23 protein-coding genes are annotated in these 20,208 nt (G+C 70.9%); 7 read left to right on the forward strand and 16 right to left on the reverse strand.

Annotation, left to right across the window (positions count from 1 at the left end):
* Positions 1-19: 19 nt before the first annotated feature.
* Positions 20-1,027 carry a GlxA family transcriptional regulator gene (locus AEQ27_RS06300; RefSeq protein ID WP_054145881.1) on the reverse strand — a complete coding sequence of 336 codons (1,008 nt, stop codon included), beginning with the start codon at positions 1,025-1,027 and terminating at the stop codon, positions 20-22.
* A 120-nt stretch (positions 1,028-1,147) separates the two neighbouring features.
* Between AEQ27_RS06300 and AEQ27_RS06305 the strand changes: the two genes are divergently transcribed.
* Both AEQ27_RS06305 and AEQ27_RS06310 read left to right on the forward strand, forming a co-directional pair.
* Positions 1,148-1,810, forward strand: a complete 663-nt coding sequence (locus tag AEQ27_RS06305) for an HD domain-containing protein (RefSeq protein ID WP_082383294.1) — start codon at positions 1,148-1,150, stop codon at positions 1,808-1,810.
* Positions 1,811-1,912: 102 nt separating this feature from the next.
* On the forward strand, positions 1,913-2,947 hold the full coding sequence (locus AEQ27_RS06310) for an LLM class flavin-dependent oxidoreductase (protein WP_054145882.1): 1,035 nt from the start codon (positions 1,913-1,915) through the stop codon (positions 2,945-2,947).
* A 24-nt stretch (positions 2,948-2,971) separates the two neighbouring features.
* Here AEQ27_RS06310 and AEQ27_RS06315 read toward each other — a convergent pair whose 3' ends face one another.
* The 10 genes from AEQ27_RS06315 to AEQ27_RS06360 form a co-directional block, all read right to left on the reverse strand.
* Positions 2,972-4,957 carry a cytochrome c oxidase assembly protein gene (locus AEQ27_RS06315; RefSeq protein ID WP_054145883.1) on the reverse strand — a complete coding sequence of 662 codons (1,986 nt, stop codon included), beginning with the start codon at positions 4,955-4,957 and terminating at the stop codon, positions 2,972-2,974.
* A 141-nt stretch (positions 4,958-5,098) separates the two neighbouring features.
* Positions 5,099-5,386 carry an HU family DNA-binding protein gene (locus AEQ27_RS06320; protein ID WP_043595940.1) on the reverse strand — a complete coding sequence of 96 codons (288 nt, stop codon included), beginning with the start codon at positions 5,384-5,386 and terminating at the stop codon, positions 5,099-5,101.
* Between the two features lie 105 nt (positions 5,387-5,491).
* On the reverse strand, positions 5,492-5,797 hold the full coding sequence (gene rpsN / locus AEQ27_RS06325) for a 30S ribosomal protein S14 (RefSeq protein WP_043595941.1): 306 nt from the start codon (positions 5,795-5,797) through the stop codon (positions 5,492-5,494).
* A 2-nt stretch (positions 5,798-5,799) separates the two neighbouring features.
* The gene (gene rpmG / locus AEQ27_RS06330; protein WP_043595944.1) at positions 5,800-5,967 is read right to left on the reverse strand and encodes a 50S ribosomal protein L33; all 168 of its coding nucleotides are present in this window, start codon (positions 5,965-5,967) and stop codon (positions 5,800-5,802) included.
* On the reverse strand, positions 5,967-6,203 hold the full coding sequence (gene rpmB / locus AEQ27_RS06335) for a 50S ribosomal protein L28 (RefSeq protein WP_043595945.1): 237 nt from the start codon (positions 6,201-6,203) through the stop codon (positions 5,967-5,969). Before rpmB ends, rpmG begins: the two co-directional genes overlap by 1 nt.
* A gap of 222 nt (positions 6,204-6,425) precedes the next feature.
* The gene (locus tag AEQ27_RS06340; RefSeq protein WP_054145907.1) at positions 6,426-6,839 is read right to left on the reverse strand and encodes a Fur family transcriptional regulator; all 414 of its coding nucleotides are present in this window, start codon (positions 6,837-6,839) and stop codon (positions 6,426-6,428) included.
* 22 nt (positions 6,840-6,861) lie between these two features.
* On the reverse strand, positions 6,862-7,770 hold the full coding sequence (locus tag AEQ27_RS06345; protein WP_054145884.1) for a metal ABC transporter permease: 909 nt from the start codon (positions 7,768-7,770) through the stop codon (positions 6,862-6,864).
* Positions 7,767-8,648, reverse strand: a complete 882-nt coding sequence (locus AEQ27_RS06350) for a metal ABC transporter ATP-binding protein (protein WP_369813594.1) — start codon at positions 8,646-8,648, stop codon at positions 7,767-7,769. Before AEQ27_RS06350 ends, AEQ27_RS06345 begins: the two co-directional genes overlap by 4 nt.
* On the reverse strand, positions 8,645-9,661 hold the full coding sequence (locus tag AEQ27_RS06355; RefSeq protein WP_054145909.1) for a metal ABC transporter solute-binding protein, Zn/Mn family: 1,017 nt from the start codon (positions 9,659-9,661) through the stop codon (positions 8,645-8,647). The genes AEQ27_RS06350 and AEQ27_RS06355 overlap by 4 nt, the downstream gene beginning before the upstream one ends.
* 152 nt (positions 9,662-9,813) lie before the next feature.
* Positions 9,814-11,073, reverse strand: coding sequence for a PTS transporter subunit EIIC (locus tag AEQ27_RS06360; RefSeq protein ID WP_054145885.1), 1,260 nt, complete (start codon positions 11,071-11,073; stop codon positions 9,814-9,816).
* Between the two features lie 216 nt (positions 11,074-11,289).
* On the opposite strand from AEQ27_RS06360, the gene AEQ27_RS06365 reads away from it, so the two are divergent.
* Together AEQ27_RS06365 and AEQ27_RS06370 are read left to right on the forward strand one after the other, a co-directional pair.
* Positions 11,290-11,523, forward strand: coding sequence for a glucose PTS transporter subunit EIIB (locus tag AEQ27_RS06365; protein WP_054145886.1), 234 nt, complete (start codon positions 11,290-11,292; stop codon positions 11,521-11,523).
* A 2-nt stretch (positions 11,524-11,525) separates the two neighbouring features.
* A complete protein-coding gene (locus AEQ27_RS06370; RefSeq protein WP_054145887.1) occupies positions 11,526-11,978 on the forward strand; it encodes a PTS glucose transporter subunit IIA in 453 nt (150 codons plus the stop codon).
* Between the two features lie 112 nt (positions 11,979-12,090).
* On the opposite strand, the gene AEQ27_RS06375 is transcribed toward AEQ27_RS06370, so the two are convergent.
* From AEQ27_RS06375 to AEQ27_RS06395, 5 genes are all read right to left on the reverse strand, one after another.
* A complete protein-coding gene (locus tag AEQ27_RS06375; protein ID WP_054145910.1) occupies positions 12,091-12,822 on the reverse strand; it encodes a GntR family transcriptional regulator in 732 nt (243 codons plus the stop codon).
* A gap of 146 nt (positions 12,823-12,968) precedes the next feature.
* Positions 12,969-14,498, reverse strand: coding sequence for a dihydrolipoamide acetyltransferase family protein (locus tag AEQ27_RS06380; RefSeq protein ID WP_054145888.1), 1,530 nt, complete (start codon positions 14,496-14,498; stop codon positions 12,969-12,971).
* 10 nt (positions 14,499-14,508) lie between these two features.
* Positions 14,509-15,537: an alpha-ketoacid dehydrogenase subunit beta gene (locus AEQ27_RS06385; protein ID WP_054145889.1), complete on the reverse strand. Its 1,029-nt coding sequence runs from the start codon at positions 15,535-15,537 to the stop codon at positions 14,509-14,511.
* On the reverse strand, positions 15,534-16,694 hold the full coding sequence (locus tag AEQ27_RS06390; RefSeq protein ID WP_054145890.1) for a thiamine pyrophosphate-dependent dehydrogenase E1 component subunit alpha: 1,161 nt from the start codon (positions 16,692-16,694) through the stop codon (positions 15,534-15,536). The genes AEQ27_RS06385 and AEQ27_RS06390 overlap by 4 nt, the downstream gene beginning before the upstream one ends.
* 30 nt (positions 16,695-16,724) lie before the next feature.
* A complete protein-coding gene (locus AEQ27_RS06395; protein ID WP_054145891.1) occupies positions 16,725-17,795 on the reverse strand; it encodes a histidinol-phosphate transaminase in 1,071 nt (356 codons plus the stop codon).
* Between the two features lie 108 nt (positions 17,796-17,903).
* Here AEQ27_RS06395 and AEQ27_RS06400 point away from each other — a divergent pair, with 108 nt between their 5' ends.
* Genes AEQ27_RS06400 through purB form a run of 3 tightly spaced genes read left to right on the forward strand, consistent with a single transcriptional unit; the run spans position 17,904 to position 20,193 of the window.
* Positions 17,904-18,311 (forward strand): phage holin family protein, encoded by a 408-nt coding sequence (locus AEQ27_RS06400; RefSeq protein ID WP_054145892.1) that lies wholly within the window; start codon positions 17,904-17,906, stop codon positions 18,309-18,311.
* Positions 18,308-18,814 (forward strand): low molecular weight protein-tyrosine-phosphatase, encoded by a 507-nt coding sequence (locus tag AEQ27_RS06405; RefSeq protein WP_255349752.1) that lies wholly within the window; start codon positions 18,308-18,310, stop codon positions 18,812-18,814. Before AEQ27_RS06400 ends, AEQ27_RS06405 begins: the two co-directional genes overlap by 4 nt.
* A complete protein-coding gene (gene purB / locus AEQ27_RS06410; protein WP_054145893.1) occupies positions 18,811-20,193 on the forward strand; it encodes an adenylosuccinate lyase in 1,383 nt (460 codons plus the stop codon). Before AEQ27_RS06405 ends, purB begins: the two co-directional genes overlap by 4 nt.
* The last annotated feature ends 15 nt before the right edge of the window (positions 20,194-20,208 follow it).

Below are 20,208 nucleotides of genomic sequence, written 5' to 3' on the forward strand. Positions count from 1 at the left end.
CTGTCAAGGACCGTCCCGTTCAGGCGCTGGCGGCTCCCGCCCGCTCGAGGTCGCGCACGTCGTCGACGCCGCCGAAGGTCGTGCGGTAGGCACGCGGGGTCGTGCCGAGCACGCGCGCGAAGTGGTGTCGCAGCACGGCCGCCGAACCGAAGCCGACCTCGTCGGCGATCGCGTCGATGCCGAGCCCCGTGGTCTCAAGCAGCTCTTGCGACCGCAGGAGGCGCTGGCGGGTGAGCCACGCCCCGGGCGTCGCCCCCAGCTCGGCCTTGAAGCGACGGGCGAACGTGCGCGGCGACATGTGCGCCCTCGCGGCCAACCCCTCGATGCTCAGGTCGTCGCGGAGGTGCCCGAGCATCCAGTCGGTGAGCGGCGCGAGCGAGTCGTCGACCTCGACCGGGAGCGGCGTCTTGATGAACTGGCTCTGACCGCCGTCGCGGTGCGGCGGCACGACCATCCGACGGGCGATCACGTTCGCGGCGGCGGCGCCGTGCTCGCGGCGGACGAGGTGTAGGCAGGCGTCGATGCCGGCGGCCGTGCCCGCGCTCGTGATGACGCGGCGGTCCTCGACGAAGAGCACGTCGGCGTCGACCTCGACCGCGGGGTGGTCGCGTTGCAGGGCGTCCGAGTAGCGCCAGTGGGTCGTCGCCCGGCGGCCGTCGAGCAGCCCGGCCTCGGCCAGGACGAACGCCCCGCTGCACACGCTGAGCAACCACGCCCCGCGGGCCTCGGCCGCGACGAGCAGCTCGCGCACGGCCGGCGAGACGAGCTCGGCCTGATCGGGCCGGTTCCAGAGGGCCGGCACGCAGATGACGTCGGCGTCGGCCGCGGCACCCAGGTCGAGGTCGACCGTGATGGAGAAGCCCTGGTTCGTGCGGACGAGCCCCGGGTGCTCGGTCACGATGCGGTGCTCGAACGGAGGCGCGCCCTCGTCGGTCCGGTCGAGGCCGAACACCTCGCAGAGCACCCCGAACTCGAAGGGCGCGACGCCGTCGGCGACGATCGTGGCGACGGTGCGGAACGGGGGCATGGGGTCTCCTGGGCTGGGCTGGCTGGCTGGCTGACCGGGCTGGCGGTGTGGCGCGATGTCGACGGACGGTGGCCAGACTGCCACTCGTGGCAGGACCTGTCCACTCGTAGAGTTCCTGCCATGACCGCCGAGCCCCGACCGACCGCCGAGCCCCGACCTACCGCCGAGCCCCGACCTACCGCCGCCGTCCTCGACGACCTGCTCGCGCCTCCTACGCCCGTGGCCGCCCGCGCCCTCGAGGCGGCCGCCGTCGTGTCGAGCCCGGCCCTCCTCGCGCACAGCCGACGCTCGGCGGCGCTCGCCGTGGCCCTGGGGCGACGCGAGGGGCTGGCGTTCGACCACGAGTTGCTGTTCGTGGCGGCGGCGCTGCACGACGTCGGGCTGGCCGGCCCGTTCGACAGCCACGGCGAGCCCTTCGAGCGGGCCGGGGGCGAGGTCGCCCGCGTGTTCGCGACCGGGGCGGGGTGGTCGTCCGACCGGTCGCAACGGGTGGTCGACGTCATCGTGCGGCACATGTGGCCCGCGGTCTCGTCCGGCCTCGACGTCGAGGGGCACCTGCTCGAACGCGCGACGAGCCTCGACGTGTCGGGGGTGGGCGGTGACGACTGGCCGGTCGAACTCGTCGGCGCCCTCGTCGACCGGGTGCCCCGCGACGGCTTCGGCGTCGAGTTCGGCGGGCTGATGTCGGCGCAGGCGCACCGGAAGCCCGGGTCCGAGGCCGGCCGGACGATCCGGGGCGGCATGCGCGACCGGATCGCCGCGAACCCGCTCGACCGCCTCTGACCCCGCCGTCCGCGCACCCGGAGCCCCGGCGCCCGGGCCCCTCCCGCGATCGCCCTCCATCGGTTAGAATGATGCAAACGTATGAATTTGGAGAGCACCCGCATGGCACACCCCCTCGAGTTCGGCCTCGACACCTTCGGCGACATCACCGACCGCCTCGACGGCAGCCCGGTCACGCACGCCCAGGCCATCCGCAACCTGGTGGAGCAGGCCGTGCTCGCCGATCAGGTGGGCCTCGACTTCATCGGCGTCGGCGAGCACCACCGCGAGGACTTCGCCGTCTCGGCCCCCGAGGTCGTGCTCGCCGCCATCGCCGCCCGCACGAAGACGATCCGCCTGGGCTCGGCCGTCACCGTCCTCAGCTCGGACGACCCCGTGCGCGTGTTCCAGCGCTTCGCCACGGTCGACGCGATCTCGAACGGCCGCGCCGAGGTCATCCTCGGCCGTGGCTCGTTCACCGAGTCGTTCCCGCTCTTCGGCCTCGACCTGCAGGACTACGAGGTGCTCTTCGAGGAGAAGATCCAGCTCTTCGCCGAGCTGCTGAAGGAGGGCCCGACGACCTGGTCGGGCACCGTCCGGGCCGGTCTCGACGCACAAGAGGTCTACCCCAAGACCGAGGGCGGCTCGATCCGCACCTGGGTCGGCGTCGGCGGATCGCCGCAGTCGGTCATCCGCGCCGCGCACTACGGCTTCCCGCTCTTCCTCGCGATCATCGGCGGCCAGCCCGCCCAGTTCGCGCCCTACGCCGACCTCTACCGTCGTGCCCTCGGCGAGTTCGGCCACGACTCGCAGCCGATCGCGATGCACTCGCCCGGTTTCGTGGCCGAGACCGACGCCGAAGCCAAGGAGGCGCTGTTCCCGTACCAAGAGGAGCAGACGAACCAGCTCGGTCGCGAACGCGGCTGGCCCCCCTACAGCCGTGCGCAGTACGAGGCCAGTGCCAGCTCGACCGGTGCGCTCTACGTGGGGTCCCCCGAGACCGTCGCCACGAAGATCGCGCAGAACATGCGCCTCCTCGGCGCCACGCGCTTCGACATGCGGTACAGCATGGGCCGCCTGCCGCACGAACTCATGATGCGCAGCATCGAGCTGTACGGCACGAAGGTCGTGCCGCTGGTGCGCGAGATGCTCGCCTGACCCGACCCGCGCCTCCTCGGGGCGTCAGCGGGTGCGCTCGCGCTGGTGCGACAGCGCCTCGAGCTGCTCGTTGTAGGCCCTGAGCTCGGCGTCGTCGTCTCGCTCGGCCTGGCGGTCCTTGCGGACGGCTTCACGACCGTCGCTGCGGCTCCACATGATCGCCACCGCGACGGCCATGACGATCGTCGGGATCTCGCCGACGCTCCAGGCGATGCCGCCGGCCACGTACTGGTCTTGCATCGGGGTGGGCCCCCAGGTGCGACCCATGGCGCCGTACCAGTCGGCGAGGAAGAGCCCCGTGGCGCTCATGATGCCCAGGCCGAAGAACGCGTGGAACGCCATGGTCCCGAGCAACACGACGAGTCGGGCGGGGTAGGGGAGTCGACCCTTGACCGGGTCGATGCCGATCATCGACTGCACGAAGAGGTAGCCGGTGATCAGGAAGTGCACGATCATCCAGTAGTGGCCGATGTGCGTGGTGGTCGCCCAGCTGAACAACGGCGTGTAGTAGAACGCCCACAGCGAGCCCGCGAACAGCACCGCCGAGATGATCGGGTTGCTGACGAACGTCGCGAACCGCGAGTGCACCAGGATCATGATCCACTCGCGACCGCCCCGCGAGCCGTCGCTGCGCTTCTTGATGGTGCGCAGTGCGAGCGTGACCGGGGCGCCGGGCACGAGCAGCACGGGCACGAGCATGCCCAGCGCCATGTGCGCGAGCATGTGCGTGCTGAAGAGGTACTCCTCGTAGACGTTCGGTGCACCGCAGGTGATGTAGAACAGCACGACGAGGCCCGCCACCCACGAGACGGTCCGGCCGACCGGCCAGCGGTCGCCGCGGCGGTGCAGGCGCACGACGCCGGCCAGGTAGAAGAAGGCGCCGAAGGCGCAGAGCAGGCCCCAGAGCAGGTCGACGTTCCACTCGGTGAGGTAGCGCAGGGGCGTCAGCTCGGGCGGCAGGGCCTCTTCGGTGAGGATGACCGCGGCGGTCGGATCGGCGAGGTCGCTCGCGGCGACCTGCTCGACCGGGGTGGCCGTCCGGGCGAGGGCGGCCGCGACGCCCGAGGCGAGCCCCATGAACGCGAGCTCGGCGGTGACGAACCACCAGAAGAGCTTCGCCGTCGCGGTGGGGTGGGTGGCGAGGCGGCCGACGAGCCAGCGGCGCTGCACGACGCCGAACAGGCCCAGCGCGACGAGGGCGAACGTCTTGACCAGCACGAGCACGCCGTAGCCCGACGTCAGGGCCGACCAGTCGCCGATGCGGATCGCGGCGCTGCCGATGCCCGACACCGCGACGACCACGAAGCAGACGATGGCCACGCTCGAGTAACGCGCGAGCACGACCGCGAGGCGTCCGCTCGAGAGGTGTCCGCGCAGCAGCACGATGGCGAGCAGGCCACCCAGCCAGGCGGAGGCCCCCACCAGGTGCAGGGCGAGGTCGGTGACGGCGGCGTCGTGCCCGCTCGTGCCGGCCGCGTGGCCCTGCTCGGCGATGGGGATGAGCCCACCGGCGGCGAGCACCGTCACGGCGACGATCAACCAGATGTTGCGGACGATGAAGCAGAGCACCGTGACGGTCGCCGCGATCAGCGTCGTGATGAGCCAGGCGGTGCCGAGCTCGGTGTTCGTCAGGAAGAACGCGAGCGTCCGCCCGAACTGGTCGTCGAAGGTGACCGGGACGTTGGCGACGCTGAGGAACGTGAAGAAGGGGGTGATCGCCGAGGCGACGGCCCAGAAGCCGGCGGCGGCCGCGGCGACGTCCATGGCGCGGTCGTACTCGGCCTCGCGTCGCGTGAGTGCGAAGCAGGTCAGGAAGAGTGTGCCGATGGTGAGGGCCGCGCCGATGTTGCCCAGCATCTTGGCCATGGGCAGGCCGTAGCGCACGACCTCGCCGGGGTCGACGACGAGGGGCGCGTCGGCCGCCCCGCCGAACTTCAGTGCGGCGAGGAGGGACGCGAACGCCACCAGCACGAGCAGTGCGGGCGCCGTGGTGCGAGCGAGTCTGGGCATCGTCTACCAGGGTAAGTCGGATCACCTGGTGAACAGGCGGGGGGGGGGGGCGTCGCTCGACGTCGGGTGATCGGAACGAGAGAAGGGGCGGGCCGCCCGTTGGTCGCCCCCCCCCTTCTCGGGTGCTCGTGAGAGCGAGGACTACTTGACGGCAGCCTTGAGCTTGCTGCCGGCGCTGACCTTGACGCTGTCGCTGGCGGCGATCTCGAGGGCCTCACCCGTCTGCGGGTTGCGGCCGGTGCGAGCGGCGCGGTGCGTCTTCTCGAAGGCGATCCACCCGGGGATGGTGACCTTCGTGCCGTCGGCGACCGACTTCGAGACGACGGAGAAGAACGCGTCGACGACGCCGCTGACGGCGGCCTGGCTCTGGCCGGACTCGGATGCGACAGCTGCGACGAGCTCGGTACGGTTCAGTGACTTGTCAGCCATGTAAATGTCCTCCTCGGACTTCATTCGGTGTGACGAGACACGGCGTTCACCATGCCTGTGCGATCGAGACCAGAGAGCCGAGGGCCCTGTGGAACCGGTTGAAACCTACCAGGAAGACTTCGTGATGCCCGGCAACTCGCCACGGTGGGCCATGTCGCGGAACCGCACGCGGCTGATGCCGTAGGCCTTGAGGTGACCGCGGGGGCGGCCGTCGACCGAGTCGCGGTTGCGGAGGCGGACCGGCGACGCGTTGCGCGGCAGCTTCTGCAGACCGAGGCGAGCGGCCTCGCGGCTCTCGTCGGAACCGTTCGGGTCGATCAGGGCCTTCTTCAGCTCGAGACGCTTCTCGGCGTAGCGGGCCACGATCTCGGCGCGCTGGTTGTTCTTGGCGATCATGCTCTTCTTGGCCATTTTTAGCGCTCCTCGCGGAATTCGACGTGCTTGCGAATCACCGGGTCGTACTTCTTCAGCACGAGACGGTCGGGGTTGTTGCGACGGTTCTTCTTGGTCACGTACGTGAAACCGGTGCCCGCCGTCGAGCGGAGCTTGATGATGGGACGGACGTCCTGTTGACGAGCCATTAGATCTTCTCCCCACGAGCGAGCAGGTCCTTGACGACCGACTCGATGCCACGAGCGTCGATGACCTTGATGCCCTTGGCGCTGAGCTGCAGCGTCACGTTACGACGAAGCGACGGCACGTAGTACGTCTTCTTCTGGATGTTCGGGTCGAAACGACGCTTGGTGCGTCGGTGCGAGTGCGAGATGTTGTGTCCGAAGCCGGGAACGGCTCCGGTCACCTGGCAGGTTGCTGCCATGGTTTTCCTCCGTAGATACCGTGAGGGCCGGAGCCCTCACCCAAGGTCACTTGTCGGCGCGCCGGTCCCCCTTGCCCGATCGAAGGATCGGGCGATGGTGCCGGGAGGCGGTGCACATGGGCGCAGAGAGCACCCAACCAAAGGGAGAGCTTACGCGACACGCCCGGACCCACGCAACCCGCGCCTCCTCGGCCTGACGGATCGGGGACGAGGAGGCGCGGCTCAGCGGATCGCGGAGGCGTCGGCGGCCGCGCGGGCCTCGGCCGTGCACGCCGGGCACAGGCCGAACACGTCGACCACGTGCTGCGCCTCGGTGAACCCGTGCGTCGCGGCGACGTGCTGGGCCCAGGTCTCGACCTCGTCGGCCTCGATCTCGACGGTGGTGCCGCAGTTGCGGCAGATGAGGTGATGGTGGTGCGTGCCCGGGGTGCAGGCGCGGTAGAGGCTCTCGCCCTCTTGCTGCAGCGAGTCGGCCGAGCCGTCGGCGGCGAGGTCGGCGAGGGCCCGGTAGACCGTGGCCAGGCCGATGCCGGTCTCGCGCAGGTGGGCGTGCAGTGCCTGGGCGCTGACGAACCCCTCGCTCGTGCCGAGTGCTTCTCGCACGGCCTCGCGTTGCCACGTGTTGCGTCGGACCACCACGTCGTCCTGCCTCTCTGTGTCAGACCCCGGTCGAGTCTCGGACCCCGGTCGGGGCCAAGGGTACCCGCGGGCCCCTGCGCGGCTTCCCGGCGGCGGTCGTCCGACGCCAGCCGACCAGACGGCAGACGAGCCAGATCGTGAACGAGATGGTGGTGACGTAGGGGCTGATCGGCAGGCCGCCGCCGAGGGCGAGCAGGATGCCGCCGACGACCGAGACGACGGCGAACGTCACGCTGAGCACGGGCACGAGCCGGGGGTTCACGGTCAGCCTCAGCGCGGCCGCGGCGGGAGTCACGAGCAGCGAGAGCACGAGCAGTGCACCGATGATCTGCACCGACACCGCGACCGACAGGCCGAGCACGAGCATGAACACGATGCCGAGCGTGCGCACGGGCACGCCGGCCGCCGCGGCGACGTCGGGGTCGACGCTGGCGAAGGTCAGCGGACGCCAGATCACGATCAGCGTGACGATCACGACGGCCGAGATGGCGACCAGCCAGCCCAGCTGCGGGTTGTCGACCGACACGATCTGGCCGGTCAGCAGCCCGAACTTGTTGGCCGACCGCCCCCGGTAGAGCGCCAGGAAGAGGATGCCGAGGCCCAGGCCGAACGGCATGAGCACCGCGATGATCGAGTTGCGCTCGCGCGCACGGGTGCCCAGCAGTCCGATCAGCAGGGCCGCGAGCAGGCTGCCGACGAGCGAACCGCTGACGACGTTGACGCCGAGCAGCAGGGCGGCGGCGGCGCCGGCGAACGAGAGTTCGCTGATGCCGTGCACCGCGAAGGGCATGTTGCGCGTGATGACGAACGGGCCGATCAGGCCGCCCACCAGGCCGAGGACCGCGCCCGCGACGACGCTGTTCCGGACCAGCACGAGCAGCTCGCCGAAGTCCTGGAAGCTGAACAGCTGCGACCACAGGTCGGTCATCGGACGAGCCCTTCGTCGTCCTGGTGCTCGTCGACGTGGTGGTCGTGGCCGTCGTGGCTGCCGACGATCACGATGCGACCCATGGTGCGGATCACGTCGACCGGGGTGCCGTAGAGGTCGCTCAGCACGTCGGCGCGCAGCACCTCGTCGGGCGTGCCGATGCGGAACCGGCCGCCGGCGAGGTAGAGCACCCGGTCGACGACGTCGAGGATGGGATTGACGTCGTGCGTGACGAACACGACCGCGGCGTTGCGGGCTCGTCTCTGCTCGTCGATCAGCCGGGTCACCTCGCGCTGGTGGCGCAGGTCGAGCGAGATGAGGGGTTCGTCACAGAGCAGCAGGGCCGGTTCGGCGGCCAGGGCCTGGCCGACCCGCGTGCGCTGTTGCTCGCCGCCGCTGAGGCTGGCGACCGGCGAGGTCGCGAACGACGTCGCGCCGACGTCGTCGACCAGGGCGTCGATGCGCGCCCGTTCGGCGGCCGACTCGCGGCGCAGCCCCCAGCGGTGACCCGTGACGCCGAGCGCGATCATGTCGCGGGCGCGCAGCGGGGTGCCGGATTCCATCAGTCGTTGCTGCGGCACGTAGCCGATGCGGCGGTGGCCGCGCCCGACCGGTCGGCCGAGGAACTCGATGCTGCCCTCTGTCAGCTGCTGCTGGCCGAGGATCGTGCGCAGCATCGTCGTCTTGCCCGCGCCGTTCGGCCCGAGCACCGCGATGAACTCGCCCGGCCGCACGTCGAGGTCGAGCCCCGACCAGAGCGTGCGGGCACCGAACGAGACCCCGGCGTCGCGGAGGCGCAGCACGGCGTCGCCGCCGCCACCGGCCGAGGAGGCGCGTGTGGCGACGGCGACGGAGGTCGCGCCGGACGGGTCGGTCACTTGCCGAGCGCCTCCGAGATCGCATCGATGTTGCTCTGTTGCCATGCCACGTAGTCTTCCCCCTCGGGCAGCAGCTCGGTGACCGGAACGATGGCGACGCCCGCGTCGGTCGCGGCCTTCTCGACCTGCTCGGTCTCGGGGCTCGAGGTCTGCTCGTTGTAGGCGAGCAGGTCGACCTTCCCGTCGGTGAAGAGCTTCAGGGTCTCGTTGAGCACGGCGGGCGAGACGTCGTCGCCCTCCTCGATGGCCTCGGAGAACTCGGCGGGCGTCACGTTGACCAGGCCCATGGCGTCGAAGAGGTAGCCGGGCACGGGCTCGGTGTAGGCGACCGGGTCGCCGTCGTGGGCCGTCTTGATCGACGCGGCCTGCGCCTCCAGGTCGGCGATCTTCGTGCCGAAGGCCTCGGCGTTCGCGGTGAAGGTGTCGGCGTTCGCCGTGTCGACCCGGCCGAACTCGTCGGCCAGGGCCGTGGCGAGCTTCGCCATGCTCGGCAGGCTGTAGAAGACGTGCTCGTTGAACGCGCCGTGGTCGTGGTCGTCGTGGTCGTCGGCGCCGTGCTCGTCGGCTTCGGGCGTGGCGTCGTCGCTCGCGGCGTCGGTGGCCTCGTCGGCGTGGTCGTCGTGCCCCGCCTCGGGGTCGAGCCCCGAGACGTCGACCGCGTCGACCACGGTGGCGTCGGTGCCGCTCGCGTCGACCATCGTGTCGACGAACGAGTCGTAGCCGCCGCCGTTCTCGACGACCACGTCGGCCTTCGAGACGGCCAGCTGCGTGCGGGCGTCGGCCTCGTACGAGTGCGGGTCGTGCGAGGGGTCGCTGAGGATGCGCGTGACGTCGACCAGGTCGCCGCCGGCCGTCCGGGCGATGTCGCCGTAGACGTTGGTGGACGTGACCCCCGAGATCGCGCCTCCGTCGGCGGCCTCGCTCGAGCCGGAGGCGCCCGTGGCGCAACCGCTCAGCACGAGGGCCGCGGCGGCGGGCAGGACGAGCAGGGTCGGCAGCGAGCGCTTCTTCATGTCGGTCACGCTATTGCTACTGATAATGATTGTCAAAACGAGGAGGCGCGGCCCGGCCGAGCGCGCCTCCTCGGTTGTCGAGACCCCAGGAATGCGCCGAGACCCCCGTGCGCGCACGGGGGTCTCGGTCACTTCCTGGGGTCTCGCGGGGCTTAGGCCTTCGTGGCGGCCTCGACGGACTCGGCACCGGCCGCGTCGTCGTCCTCGCGACCGGGAGTCTTGAGGTTCCACTTCTTGATCACGAAGCTGAACAGGACGTAGTAGACGACCGCGTAGCCGAGCCCGATTGGGATCAGCCAGATCGAGTTCTGCGAGATGTTGAAGTTCAGCACGTAGTCGATCAAGCCCGCCGAGAAGGTGAACCCGGTGTGGATGTCGAGCGCGTTGACAAGCATCATCGACGTGCCGGTCAGCACCGCGTGGATCACGTACAGCGGCCAGGCGACGAACATGAACGAGAACTCGAGCGGCTCGGTGATGCCCGTGATGAACGCGGTCAGCGCGGTCGACAGCATGATGCCGCCGATCAGCTTCTTCTTCTCGGGGCGGGCGTGGCGCCAGATCGCCAGGGCCGCGGCGGGCAGGGCGAACATGAAGATCGGGAAGAACCCGGTCATGAACACCCCGGCGCTCGGGTCGCCGGCGAAGAAGCGGTTCAGGTCGCCGCGCACGACCTCGCCGCTCGCGTTCGTGTAGTCGCCGACCAGGAACCAGACGACCGAGTTGAGGATGTGGTGCAGGCCCGTGGGGATCAACAGGCGGTTGGCGACGCCGTAGACGCCGCTGCCGACCACGTCGTTCGACGCCACGGCCTGGCCGATGCCGGTGAGGGCGTTGTTGAAGAGCGGGTAGATGAACGACATGACCACGCCGACGACCAGGCCGGTGACGGCCGTGAGGATCGGCACCATGCGGCGGCCCGAGAAGAACCCGAGGAAGTCGGGCAGCTTCGTCCGGTGGAACCGCTGCCAGATGATCGCCGACAGGATGCCCATCACGATGCCGGCCAGCACGCCGTAGTTGATGACCTCGGGGTCGCCCGTCGGGGTCTCGCGACCGGCGAGCACGACCGGGGACATGGCCGTGAAGACGCCGTCGACGACCATGTAGCCGACGACCGCGGCCAGGGCCGTCGAGCCGTCCGACTTCTTCGCCCAGCCGATCGCGATGCCGACCGCGAAGATCAGCGGCAGCCAGGTGAAGACCGCCTGCCCGGCCGCCCCGATCACCGAGGCACCGGTCTCGAAGCCCGGGATCGCCCCGAGCAGGTCGTCCTGCCCGAGTCGCAGCAGGATGCCCGCGGCGGGCAGCACGGCGATCGGCAGCATGAGGCTGCGCCCGAGGCGCTGCAGCACCGCGAAGGCGGCCGAGCCCCTCTTCTTGGTCGGGGCCGACTCGGTCGTCGTCGTCATCAGGTGGTCCTCTCGTCGGTGAGCAGCCGTGGTGCGGGGGTGGGTGTCGTGCGGGTGGAGGCGGTTCGGGAGGCGCGGGTCGCGTCGAGCGCGGAGCCAGCCCGGTCCTGTCCGGTCATGACCAGTGAGTGGTAGTTTCCTCAGACCGACGGGTGGTGTCAACTAGGACGACCACCTCGTCACCGCGAGCGACCGACCCACGGAGGAGAACAGCTCATGTCGAAAGCACAGGCCATGATCGACGGACTCGGCGGCGCCGACAACATCGAGGAGATCGAGGGCTGCATCACGCGCCTCCGCACCGACGTGCGGGACATCTCGCTCGTCGACGACGCCGCCCTGAAGGCGGCCGGTGCCACCGCCGTCGTCCACGCGGGCGGCAGCGTCCAGGTGATCGTCGGCACGATCGCCGACTCGCTCGCCGAAGACATCAACGACCTGCTGCCGTGACCATGGTCGTCTCGCCCGTCGCCGGCCGGGTGACGGCGCTCGCCGAGGTGCCCGACGCCGTGTTCGCGGGGCAGCTCGTGGGCGCGGGCGTCGCGGTCGAGCCGAGCGCGCCTCCTGCCGGTGGCCTGGTCGCCGTCGTCTCGCCCGTCGCGGGCGAGATCGTCAAGCTGCACCCGCACGCGTTCGTCGTCGTGGGCGGGTCGGGCACGGGCCTGCTCGTGCACGTCGGCATCGACACGGTGAAGCTCGGCGGCACGGGCTTCGAACTCGCCGTCGCCGAGGGCGCGACCGTCGCGGCGGGCGACCTCGTCGTCCGGTTCGACCCGACCGTCGTGGCCGCGGCGGGCTACTCGGCCGTCATCCCGGTCGTCGTGCTCGACAGCGCCCCCGACAGCGTCCCGCAGCACGCCGTCGGCACGACCGTCGCCATGGGCGAGCCCCTCTTCGACCTCTGAGGCCGGCACCACGATGCTCGCGGCCCGACGGGGCGCCGCGTGTCGTGCACCACACCCGGTCTGGACGCGGTGCGGTGCACGAGATGCGGTGCCGTGCGGCCGTGGCCGGGTGTCACACCGGGGTGGTGCCCGACTCGACCTGCATCTTCAGGCGGTAGCGGTCCGAGCGGTACCAGCTCTTGGCGTGTTCGAGCGGGACGTCGCCCGCGAACGAGATCCGGTCGAAGTACATGACCGGGGCACCCTCTCGCGTGCCGAGCAGGGTCGCGACGTCGGCGTCGGCCCCCTCGGCGCTGACCGTCTGCGTCGCGCGCGTGATCGGCGTCGCGTAGTCGCCGTCGAGCGTGCGGTACAACGACCGGCTCAGGTCGTGGTCGAGCAGCCCGGGCAGGCGGTCGGCGGGGTACCAGCCGTCGTCGATGCTGACCGGCACGCCGTCGGCCAGGCGCAGGCGCTTGACGTGGAACGCCGAGGCGCCGGCCTCGAGTCCGAGTGCCGCGGCCGTCTCGGGCGGGGGAGTCGTCTCGGCCTTCACCAGCACGACCGTGCTCGGCACGTGACCGAGCTTGGTCATCTCGTCGGTGAACGAGGCGAGGTGCAGCGTCGACTGCACGACGCGGTGCGCCACGAAGGTGCCCTTGCCTCGCACGCGGGTCAACCAGCCCTCGTTCACGAGCTGCCCCACGGCCTCGCGCACGGTGATGCGGCTGACGCCGTACTCGAGCATGAGCTGGCGCTCGCTCGCGATCGCCGAGCCGGGCTGCGAACCGGCCGCGAGCCGCTGCACGATGGAGCGCAACTGCTCGTGCTTCGGCACGGCTCCGTCGGTGATGTGGTCGGTCATGGGCCCCTCGTCGGTCGCGCCCGAGGGTGGTCCCATCTGGTCATGACCGGTCGTCCTGCACTCGACGTTAGTCCACGCCGTCCGTCCCCAGCCAGGTGAGGACCCGGCGGGGGTGCGGTTCACAGGAACGGACGAGGAGGCGCGGCTCAGTCGAGCAGCAGCGCCGGCTCTTCGAGGACGCTCGCCACGTCGGCCACGAACCGGCTGGCGACGTCGCCGTCGACCACGCGGTGGTCGAAGCTCGCCCCGATCGTCGTCACCATGCGCGAGCGCACCTCGCCGTCGACCACCCAGGCCTTCGGCTTGATCGTGCCGAGGGCCACGATCGCGACCTCGCCCGGGTTGAGGATCGGCGTGCCGGTGTCCATGCCGAAGACGCCGATGTTGGTGATGGTGATCGTGCCGTCTCGCATGTCGGCCGGCGTCGTCTTGCCGTCGCGCGCGGTCAGCGTCAGCTGCTCGAGGGCCTGGGCCAACTCGAGCAGGCTCATCGACTGGGCCTCTTTGACGTTCGGCACGATCAGGCCACGCGGGGTGGCCGCGGCGATGCCGAGGTTGACGAAGTGCCGCACGAGGATCTCGCGGTCGGTCCAGGCCGAGTTGACCATCGGGTTGCGACGCACGGCCCAGATGATCGCCTTGGCCATGATCAGCAGCGGCGAGACCTTGACGCCAGCGAACTGCGGCGACGCCTTCAGTCGCTTGACGAACTCCATCGTGCGGGTGGCGTCGACGTCGACGAACAGGCTGACGTGCGGTGCGGTGAACGCCGACGACGTCATGGCCGCGGCGATGGCCTGGCGGACGCCCTTGACCGGGATGCGCTCGACGCGCTCCTCGCCCCACTCGGGCGTCTCGCTGTTACGGAAGACGCTGGCCTGCTGGGCGTGACGGATGACGTCGTCGCGCGTGACCTCGCCGGCCAGGCCGGTCGGCTGGACGACGGCGAGGTCGACCTCGAGGTCTTTGGCCAGCTTGCGGATCGGCGGCTTGGCGGTGATCGGCAGGGCCGGGGCGGCGGGCCCCGACGGGGGGGGGCGCCGCCGGGCCGGCCCGGCGACGCGCAGCTGCCGGGCGTCGACCTCGGGCTGCGACGGACGACGCCGGCGGGTCGCGCCGTGACCGCCCGCGGCGCCGTAGCCCACGAGCACGGCGCCCGAACCGGAGACGGCAGCGGCCTCGGGTGCGGCCTCGGGTGCGTGCGCCACCGCGCCGGTGTCGCCGGCGGCGCTGACCGCGCCGGCCGAGCGGACCGGGGCGACGGGAGTCGAGCCCTGCGCCGGCACCGCGGCGGTGGGTGCTGCTGCTTCGGCCTGACGGGCACGCTGCGCCGAGAGTGCCTCTTCGTTCTGCGACACGACCTGCGCCGTGCGCGCGAGCCCGCCCGACTCGAGCGACTCGGACGCGGCAGCACGACCCGACGGGGTCGCGGGTGCCGACGAGTCGCCGACCCGGATGATCGGGGTGCCGACGTCGACCGTGGTGCCCGGTTCGACGAGGATGCTCTCGACCACGCCGGCGTAGGGCGACGGCAACTCGACGAGCGACTTCGCGGTCTCGATCTCGACGAGCACCTGGTTGATCTCGACGCTGTCGCCGGGGGCGACCTTCCACTCGACGATCTCGGCCTCGGTCAGGCCCTCGCCGACGTCGGGCAGGGTGAATTCGCTGGTCATGTCGTGACTCCTAGTAGGCCAGGGCCCGGTCGACCGCCTCGAGCACGCGGTCGGCGTCGGGCAGGTACTGCGTCTCGAGCTTGGCAGGAGGGAAGGGAGCGTCGAAGCCGCTGACGCGCAGCACGGGCGCCTCGAGCGAGTAGAAGGCCTTCTCGGCGACGGTGGCGGCGATCTCGGAGCCGACCGAGACGAAACCGGGGGCCTCCTGTGCCACGACGAGGCGCCCGGTCTTGCGGACCGACTCGAGGATGGGCCCGTAGTCGACCGGTGAGAGCGACCGCAGGTCGACGACCTCGGCCGAGACGCCCTCGGCCGCCGCGATCTCGGCCGCCTGGAGCAGCACGCTGACCATCGCGCCGTGCCCCAGCAGGGTCACCTCGGTGCCCGTCCGGACGACGCGGCTCGCGTGCAACGGCGCCTGCGGGTCGCCCAGGTCGACCTCGCCCTTGGGCCAGTAGCGGCTCTTGGGCTCGAAGAACATGACGGGGTCGTTCGACGCGATGGCCTCTTGGATCATCCAGTAGGCGTCGTGCGGTGTGCTCGGGCTGACGACGCGCAGGCCCGCCGTGTGGGCGAAGTACGCCTCGGGGCTCTCCTGGTGGTGCTCGACCGCGCCGATGTGTCCGCCGTACGGCACCCGGATCACGACCGGCATCGTGACCGCACCCTCGTGACGGTTCGTCATCTTGGCGAGCTGCGACGTGATCTGGTCGAAGCCAGGGTAGATGAAGCCGTCGAACTGGATCTCGCAGACCGGGCGGAAGCCGCCCATGGCGAGTCCGATCGCGGTGCCCACGATGCCCGACTCGGCGAGCGGGGTGTCGATGACGCGCTTCTCGCCGAACTCGGCCTGCAGCCCCTCGGTCACGCGGAAGACGCCACCGAGCGTGCCGATGTCTTCTCCCATCAGGAGCACGCGGGGGTCGTCGGCCATGGCCTTGCGGAGTCCGGCGTTGATCGCCTTGCCGAGCGGCATGGTCTGCACGGAGGCGCGGGTCGGCTCGACCGTGCCGGTCGGGTTCTCGACGGTGTCGGTCATGCTGCCCCCTCGTCGGTGGTCGCGGTCTCGCCCGCGCCACCGAAGCTCTGCTCGTAGGTCGCCAACCACTGCTTCTGTTCGGTCATCAGCGGGTGCGGCTCGGAGTACACGTGGTCGAAGATGAGGCCGCGGTCGGGGTTCGGCAGCGAGACCGTGCGCCGTCGGACGTCGGCTCCGAGGTCGTCGCCCTCGGTCTCGAGGTCGGCGAAGAACGCGTCGCCCTCGCCTCGGTTCCGCAGGAAGGCCTCGAACCGCGTGATCGGGTCACGGGCGATCCACGACTGCAGCTCGTCGTCGGTGCGGTACTTGGTGGGGTCGTCGGACGAGGTGTGTGCGCCGACGCGGTAGGTGAGCGCCTCGATGAAGCGCGGCCCGCCGCCGCCGCGGGCGGCCTCGAGGTCGCGGCGGCTGACGGCGTAGCTCGCGAGCACGTCGTTGCCGTCGACCTGCGTGCCGGGGATGCCGAAGCCGCCGGCTCGGGCGACGAGGGGCGTGCGCGACTGACGTGCGACCGGCACGCTGATCGCCCACTGGTTGTTCTGCAGGAAGAACAGCTCGGGGGTCTGGAAGCTCGCGGCGAACACCAGGGCCTCGCTGACGTCGCCCTGGCTGGTCGCGCCGTCGCCGAAGAACGTCACGACGGCCTGGTCGACCTCGGGATCGCCCGTGCCGCTCTTGCCGTCGAGGCCGAGCCCCATGGCGAAACCCGTCGCGTGCAGCGTCTGCGAGCCGATCACCAGCGTGTAGATGTGGAAGTTCTGGTGCTCGGCGGGGTTCCAGCCGCCGTGCGTGTGCCCACGCAGCAGGCGCAGGATGTCGACCGGGTCGATGCCGCGGGACAGGGCGACGGCGTGCTCGCGGTAGGACGGGAACAGGTGGTCCTGTGGGCGGGTGGCGTGGGCCAGGCCGACCTGGGCGCCCTCTTGGCCGTGGCTCGGCACCCACAGGGCGAGCTGACCCTGGCGGGCCAGGGCCGCGGCCTCGCGGTCGAACCGACGGGTCAGCACCATGTCGCGGTGGAGGGCGCGGAGTCCGTCGTCGCCGAGGGCGTCGACGTAGGGGCGGAACTCGTCGGCCGCAGCCGACTCGACCGCCTCGCCCGACGGCGACAGGAGCTGGACGGGCGGCGGCGCGTCGGTCGCTTCGGAGGAAGACATGGCGTCCAATCTATTCCGCGGCATATGCCGTCACCGGGATGTGAGGTCGACGATCTGCTGGGCGGCGTGCAGCAGCTTGTCGACCGACGACGGTTCGCCGATCGTGACGCGGACGCCCTCGCCCGCGAACGGCCGGACGACGACCCCGTGGTCGGCGAATACCTGGGCCGCGGCGGCCGTGTGCTCGCCCGTCGCGAGCCAGACGAAGTTGCCCTGGGCCTCGGGGACCGTCCACCCCTGGTCGATCAGGGCACGTCGCACCTGGTCGCGCAGCAGGATGATGCGATCGACCCGGCCGAGCAGTTCGTCGGCTTGGTCGAGCGAGGCGAGGGCGGCGGCCGCGCCCTGCTCGGTGACGGCGAGGGGGATGGCCGTGGCCCGCGCGGCGTCGAGCAGGTAGGAGGCGCCGATCGCGTACCCGACGCGGAGTGCGGCCAGCCCGTACGCCTTCGAGAAGGTGCGCAGCAGGACGAGGTTCGGGTGCAGCTCGGTGAGGGTCTCGCCGTCGACGGCCGTGCTGTCGGTGACGAACTCGGCGTACGCCTCGTCGAGCAGCACGAGCACGTCGTCGGGCACCGCGGCCATGAACGACTCGAACTCGCTCGTCGACACCGTGGTGCCCGTCGGGTTGTTGGGGGAGCAGACGATGACGACCCGGGTGCGGTCGGTGACGGCCGCGGCCATGGCCTCGAGGTCGTGGCCCCCGTCGGCCCGCAGCGGCACCTGGACGCTCGTCGCGCCGGCCACCGTGACGAGGCCCGGGTAGGCCTCGAACGAGCGCCAGGCGTAGACGACCTCGTCGCCGACCGAGGCGGCGGCGAGCACGAACTGGGCCAGCAAGGAGACCGAGCCCGCGCCGACGTGCACCTCGTCGACGGTGACGCCGAAGCGCGTGGCGAGGGCCGTCCGCAGGGCCGTCGCCGAGGCGTCGGGGTAGCGGTTGAGCGAGACGGCGCCGCGGACGGCCTCGACGACCGAGGGGAGGGGCTCGAACGGGTTCTCGTTCGACGACAGCTTGAAGGCGTCGGGGGACGCCTGCTTGCCCTGGCGGTAGGGCGGCAGGGCGGCGATCTCGGGACGGAGTCGGACGGGAGTGGTCACGCGGCCAGCCTATGGGGCGGGGCCTGCGTCGCGTCAGGGCACCGCGCCTCCTCGGGGAATCCGATCGGGCACTACCGCGTGTGGACGAGAGGTCGGCATGATGGGGGCATGACCCGATTCGTCGTGAGGTTGCTCATCAACGCGGTGGCCCTCTGGCTCACCACGCTGCTCGTGTCGGGGGTGACGGTGACGCCCTACGGCGCCGGGGGCACGCTCGAGACGATCGTGACCTTCCTGCTGCTCGCCCTGGTCTTCGGCGTCGTGAACGGTGTCGTCGGCACGGCGATCCGGGTCGTGGCGTTCCCCCTGTACATCCTGACGCTCGGCTTGATCGCCCTGGTCGTGAACGGCCTGCTGCTGCTGATCGTGGCGTGGATCTCGGGCCTGTTCGGCTTCGGGCTGACGATCGACGGCTTCTGGTGGGGTGTGATCGGTGCCGTCGTGCTCGCCGTCTTCGCCTGGGCCATCGGCGTCGTCGTCCGCCCCGTGGTCGGGCGGGGTGACCGTCAGCGGTGAACCGGTTCCGCATCTGCTTCGTCTGCACCGGCAACATCTGCCGTTCGCCCATGGCCGAGACCGTGCTGCGCGCGCTCGCCGACGACGCCGGCCTCGGTGACCGGGTCGAGGTCACCAGCGCGGGCACCGGCGACTGGCACGTCGGCGAAGGGGCCGATCCCCGCACCGTCCAGGCCCTCGAGCGCCGCGGCTACGATGGTTCGCGGCACCGGGCGAAGCAGTTCGAGGCCGACGACTTCGCGCGCTACGACCTCGTGGTGGCGTTCGATCGCGGCCAAGAACGCATCCTCCGGGCCTGGGCAGGCGACGACGCCGACCGCTCGAAGGTGCAGCTGCTGCTCACCTTCGCTCCCGACGCGGCGCCGGCGGGCGGCGGTCTCGACGTCCCCGACCCGTACTACTCCGACGCAGGCCTCTTCGACGAGGTGCTCGACATGGTCGAGCGCGCCTGTTCGGCCCTCTTCCGCCAGATCGAACCCGCACTCCGCAAGGGACAGTCATGACGTTGCCTCCTCAGCCCCTCAGCCCGCTCGACGGCCGTTACCGTTCGTCGGTCGGCACGCTGGGGGACCACCTCAGCGAGGCGGGGCTCAACCGGGCCCGCGTGCACGTCGAGGTCGAGTGGCTGATCGCCCAGACCGACCGCGGCGCGTTCGGCTCGACCCCGCTCGACGACGAGCAGAAGCGGGCCCTGCGGGCCGTCGTCACCGACTTCGGCCAGGCCGCGATCGACGAGCTCGCCGGCCTCGAGGCGACGACCCGACACGACGTCAAGGCGGTCGAGTACTTCGTCCGGGCCCGTCTGGCCGAGCTCGGGCTCGACGGGATCGCCGAACTCACCCACTTCGCCTGCACCAGCGAGGACATCAACAACCTCTCGTACGCCGTCACCGTCAAGGCGGCCCTGTTCGACGTCTGGCTGCCGGCCTTCGACGCCGTGCTCGCCGCCCTCACCACCTGGGCGACCGATGCCCGCGACGTTCCGATGCTCGCGCACACCCACGGGCAGCCGGCGACGCCGACCACGGTCGGAAAGGAGTTCGCCGTCTTCGCGCACCGCCTCCAGCGCCTGCGCTCGCAGATCGTCGGCACCGAGTTCCTCGGCAAGTTCAGCGGGGCGACCGGCACGTTCTCGGCCCACGTCGTGGCCGACCCCGGGCTGGACTGGCCCGCGACGGCCCGCGCCTTCGTCGAGGACGCCCTGGGGCTGACCTTCAACCCGCTGACGACGCAGATCGAGTCGCACGACTGGCAGGCCGAGCTCTACTCGCGCGTCGCCCACGCCAACCGCGTGCTGCACAACCTCGCCACCGACGTGTGGTCGTACATCTCGATGGGCTACTTCACGCAGATCCCGCAGGCGGGGGCGACCGGGTCGTCGACCATGCCGCACAAGATCAACCCGATCCGCTTCGAGAACGCCGAGGCGAACCTCGAGATCTCGTCGGCGCTCTTCGACTCGCTGGCCTCGACCCTGGTCACCAGCCGCCAGCAGCGCGACCTCACGGACTCGTCGGCCCAGCGCAACATCGGGGTCGCCTTCGGCCACTCGATGCTCGCGCTCGACAACCTGCGTCGCGGCCTCGGCGAGATCGCCGTCGGCACCGTGACGCTCGAGTCCGACCTCGACTCCAACTGGGAGGTCCTCGGCGAGGCGATCCAGACCGTGATCCGCGCCGAGGTCGTCGCCGGACGATCGTCGATCGACGACCCGTACGCGATGCTCAAAGAGCTGACCCGTGGCAAGCGCGTCGGGCAGGCCGAACTGGTCGCGTTCGTCGAGGGCCTCGACGTGTCCGACGAGGCGAAGCAGCGCCTCGTGGCCCTGACCCCGGCGACCTACACGGGCATCGCGTCGCAGCTGGTCGACCACCTGGCCTGAGCCCGGGAGGCGCGG

This window comes from Frigoribacterium sp. RIT-PI-h (assembly GCF_001297205.1).
Classification (GTDB): Bacteria; Actinomycetota; Actinomycetes; order Actinomycetales; family Microbacteriaceae; genus Frigoribacterium.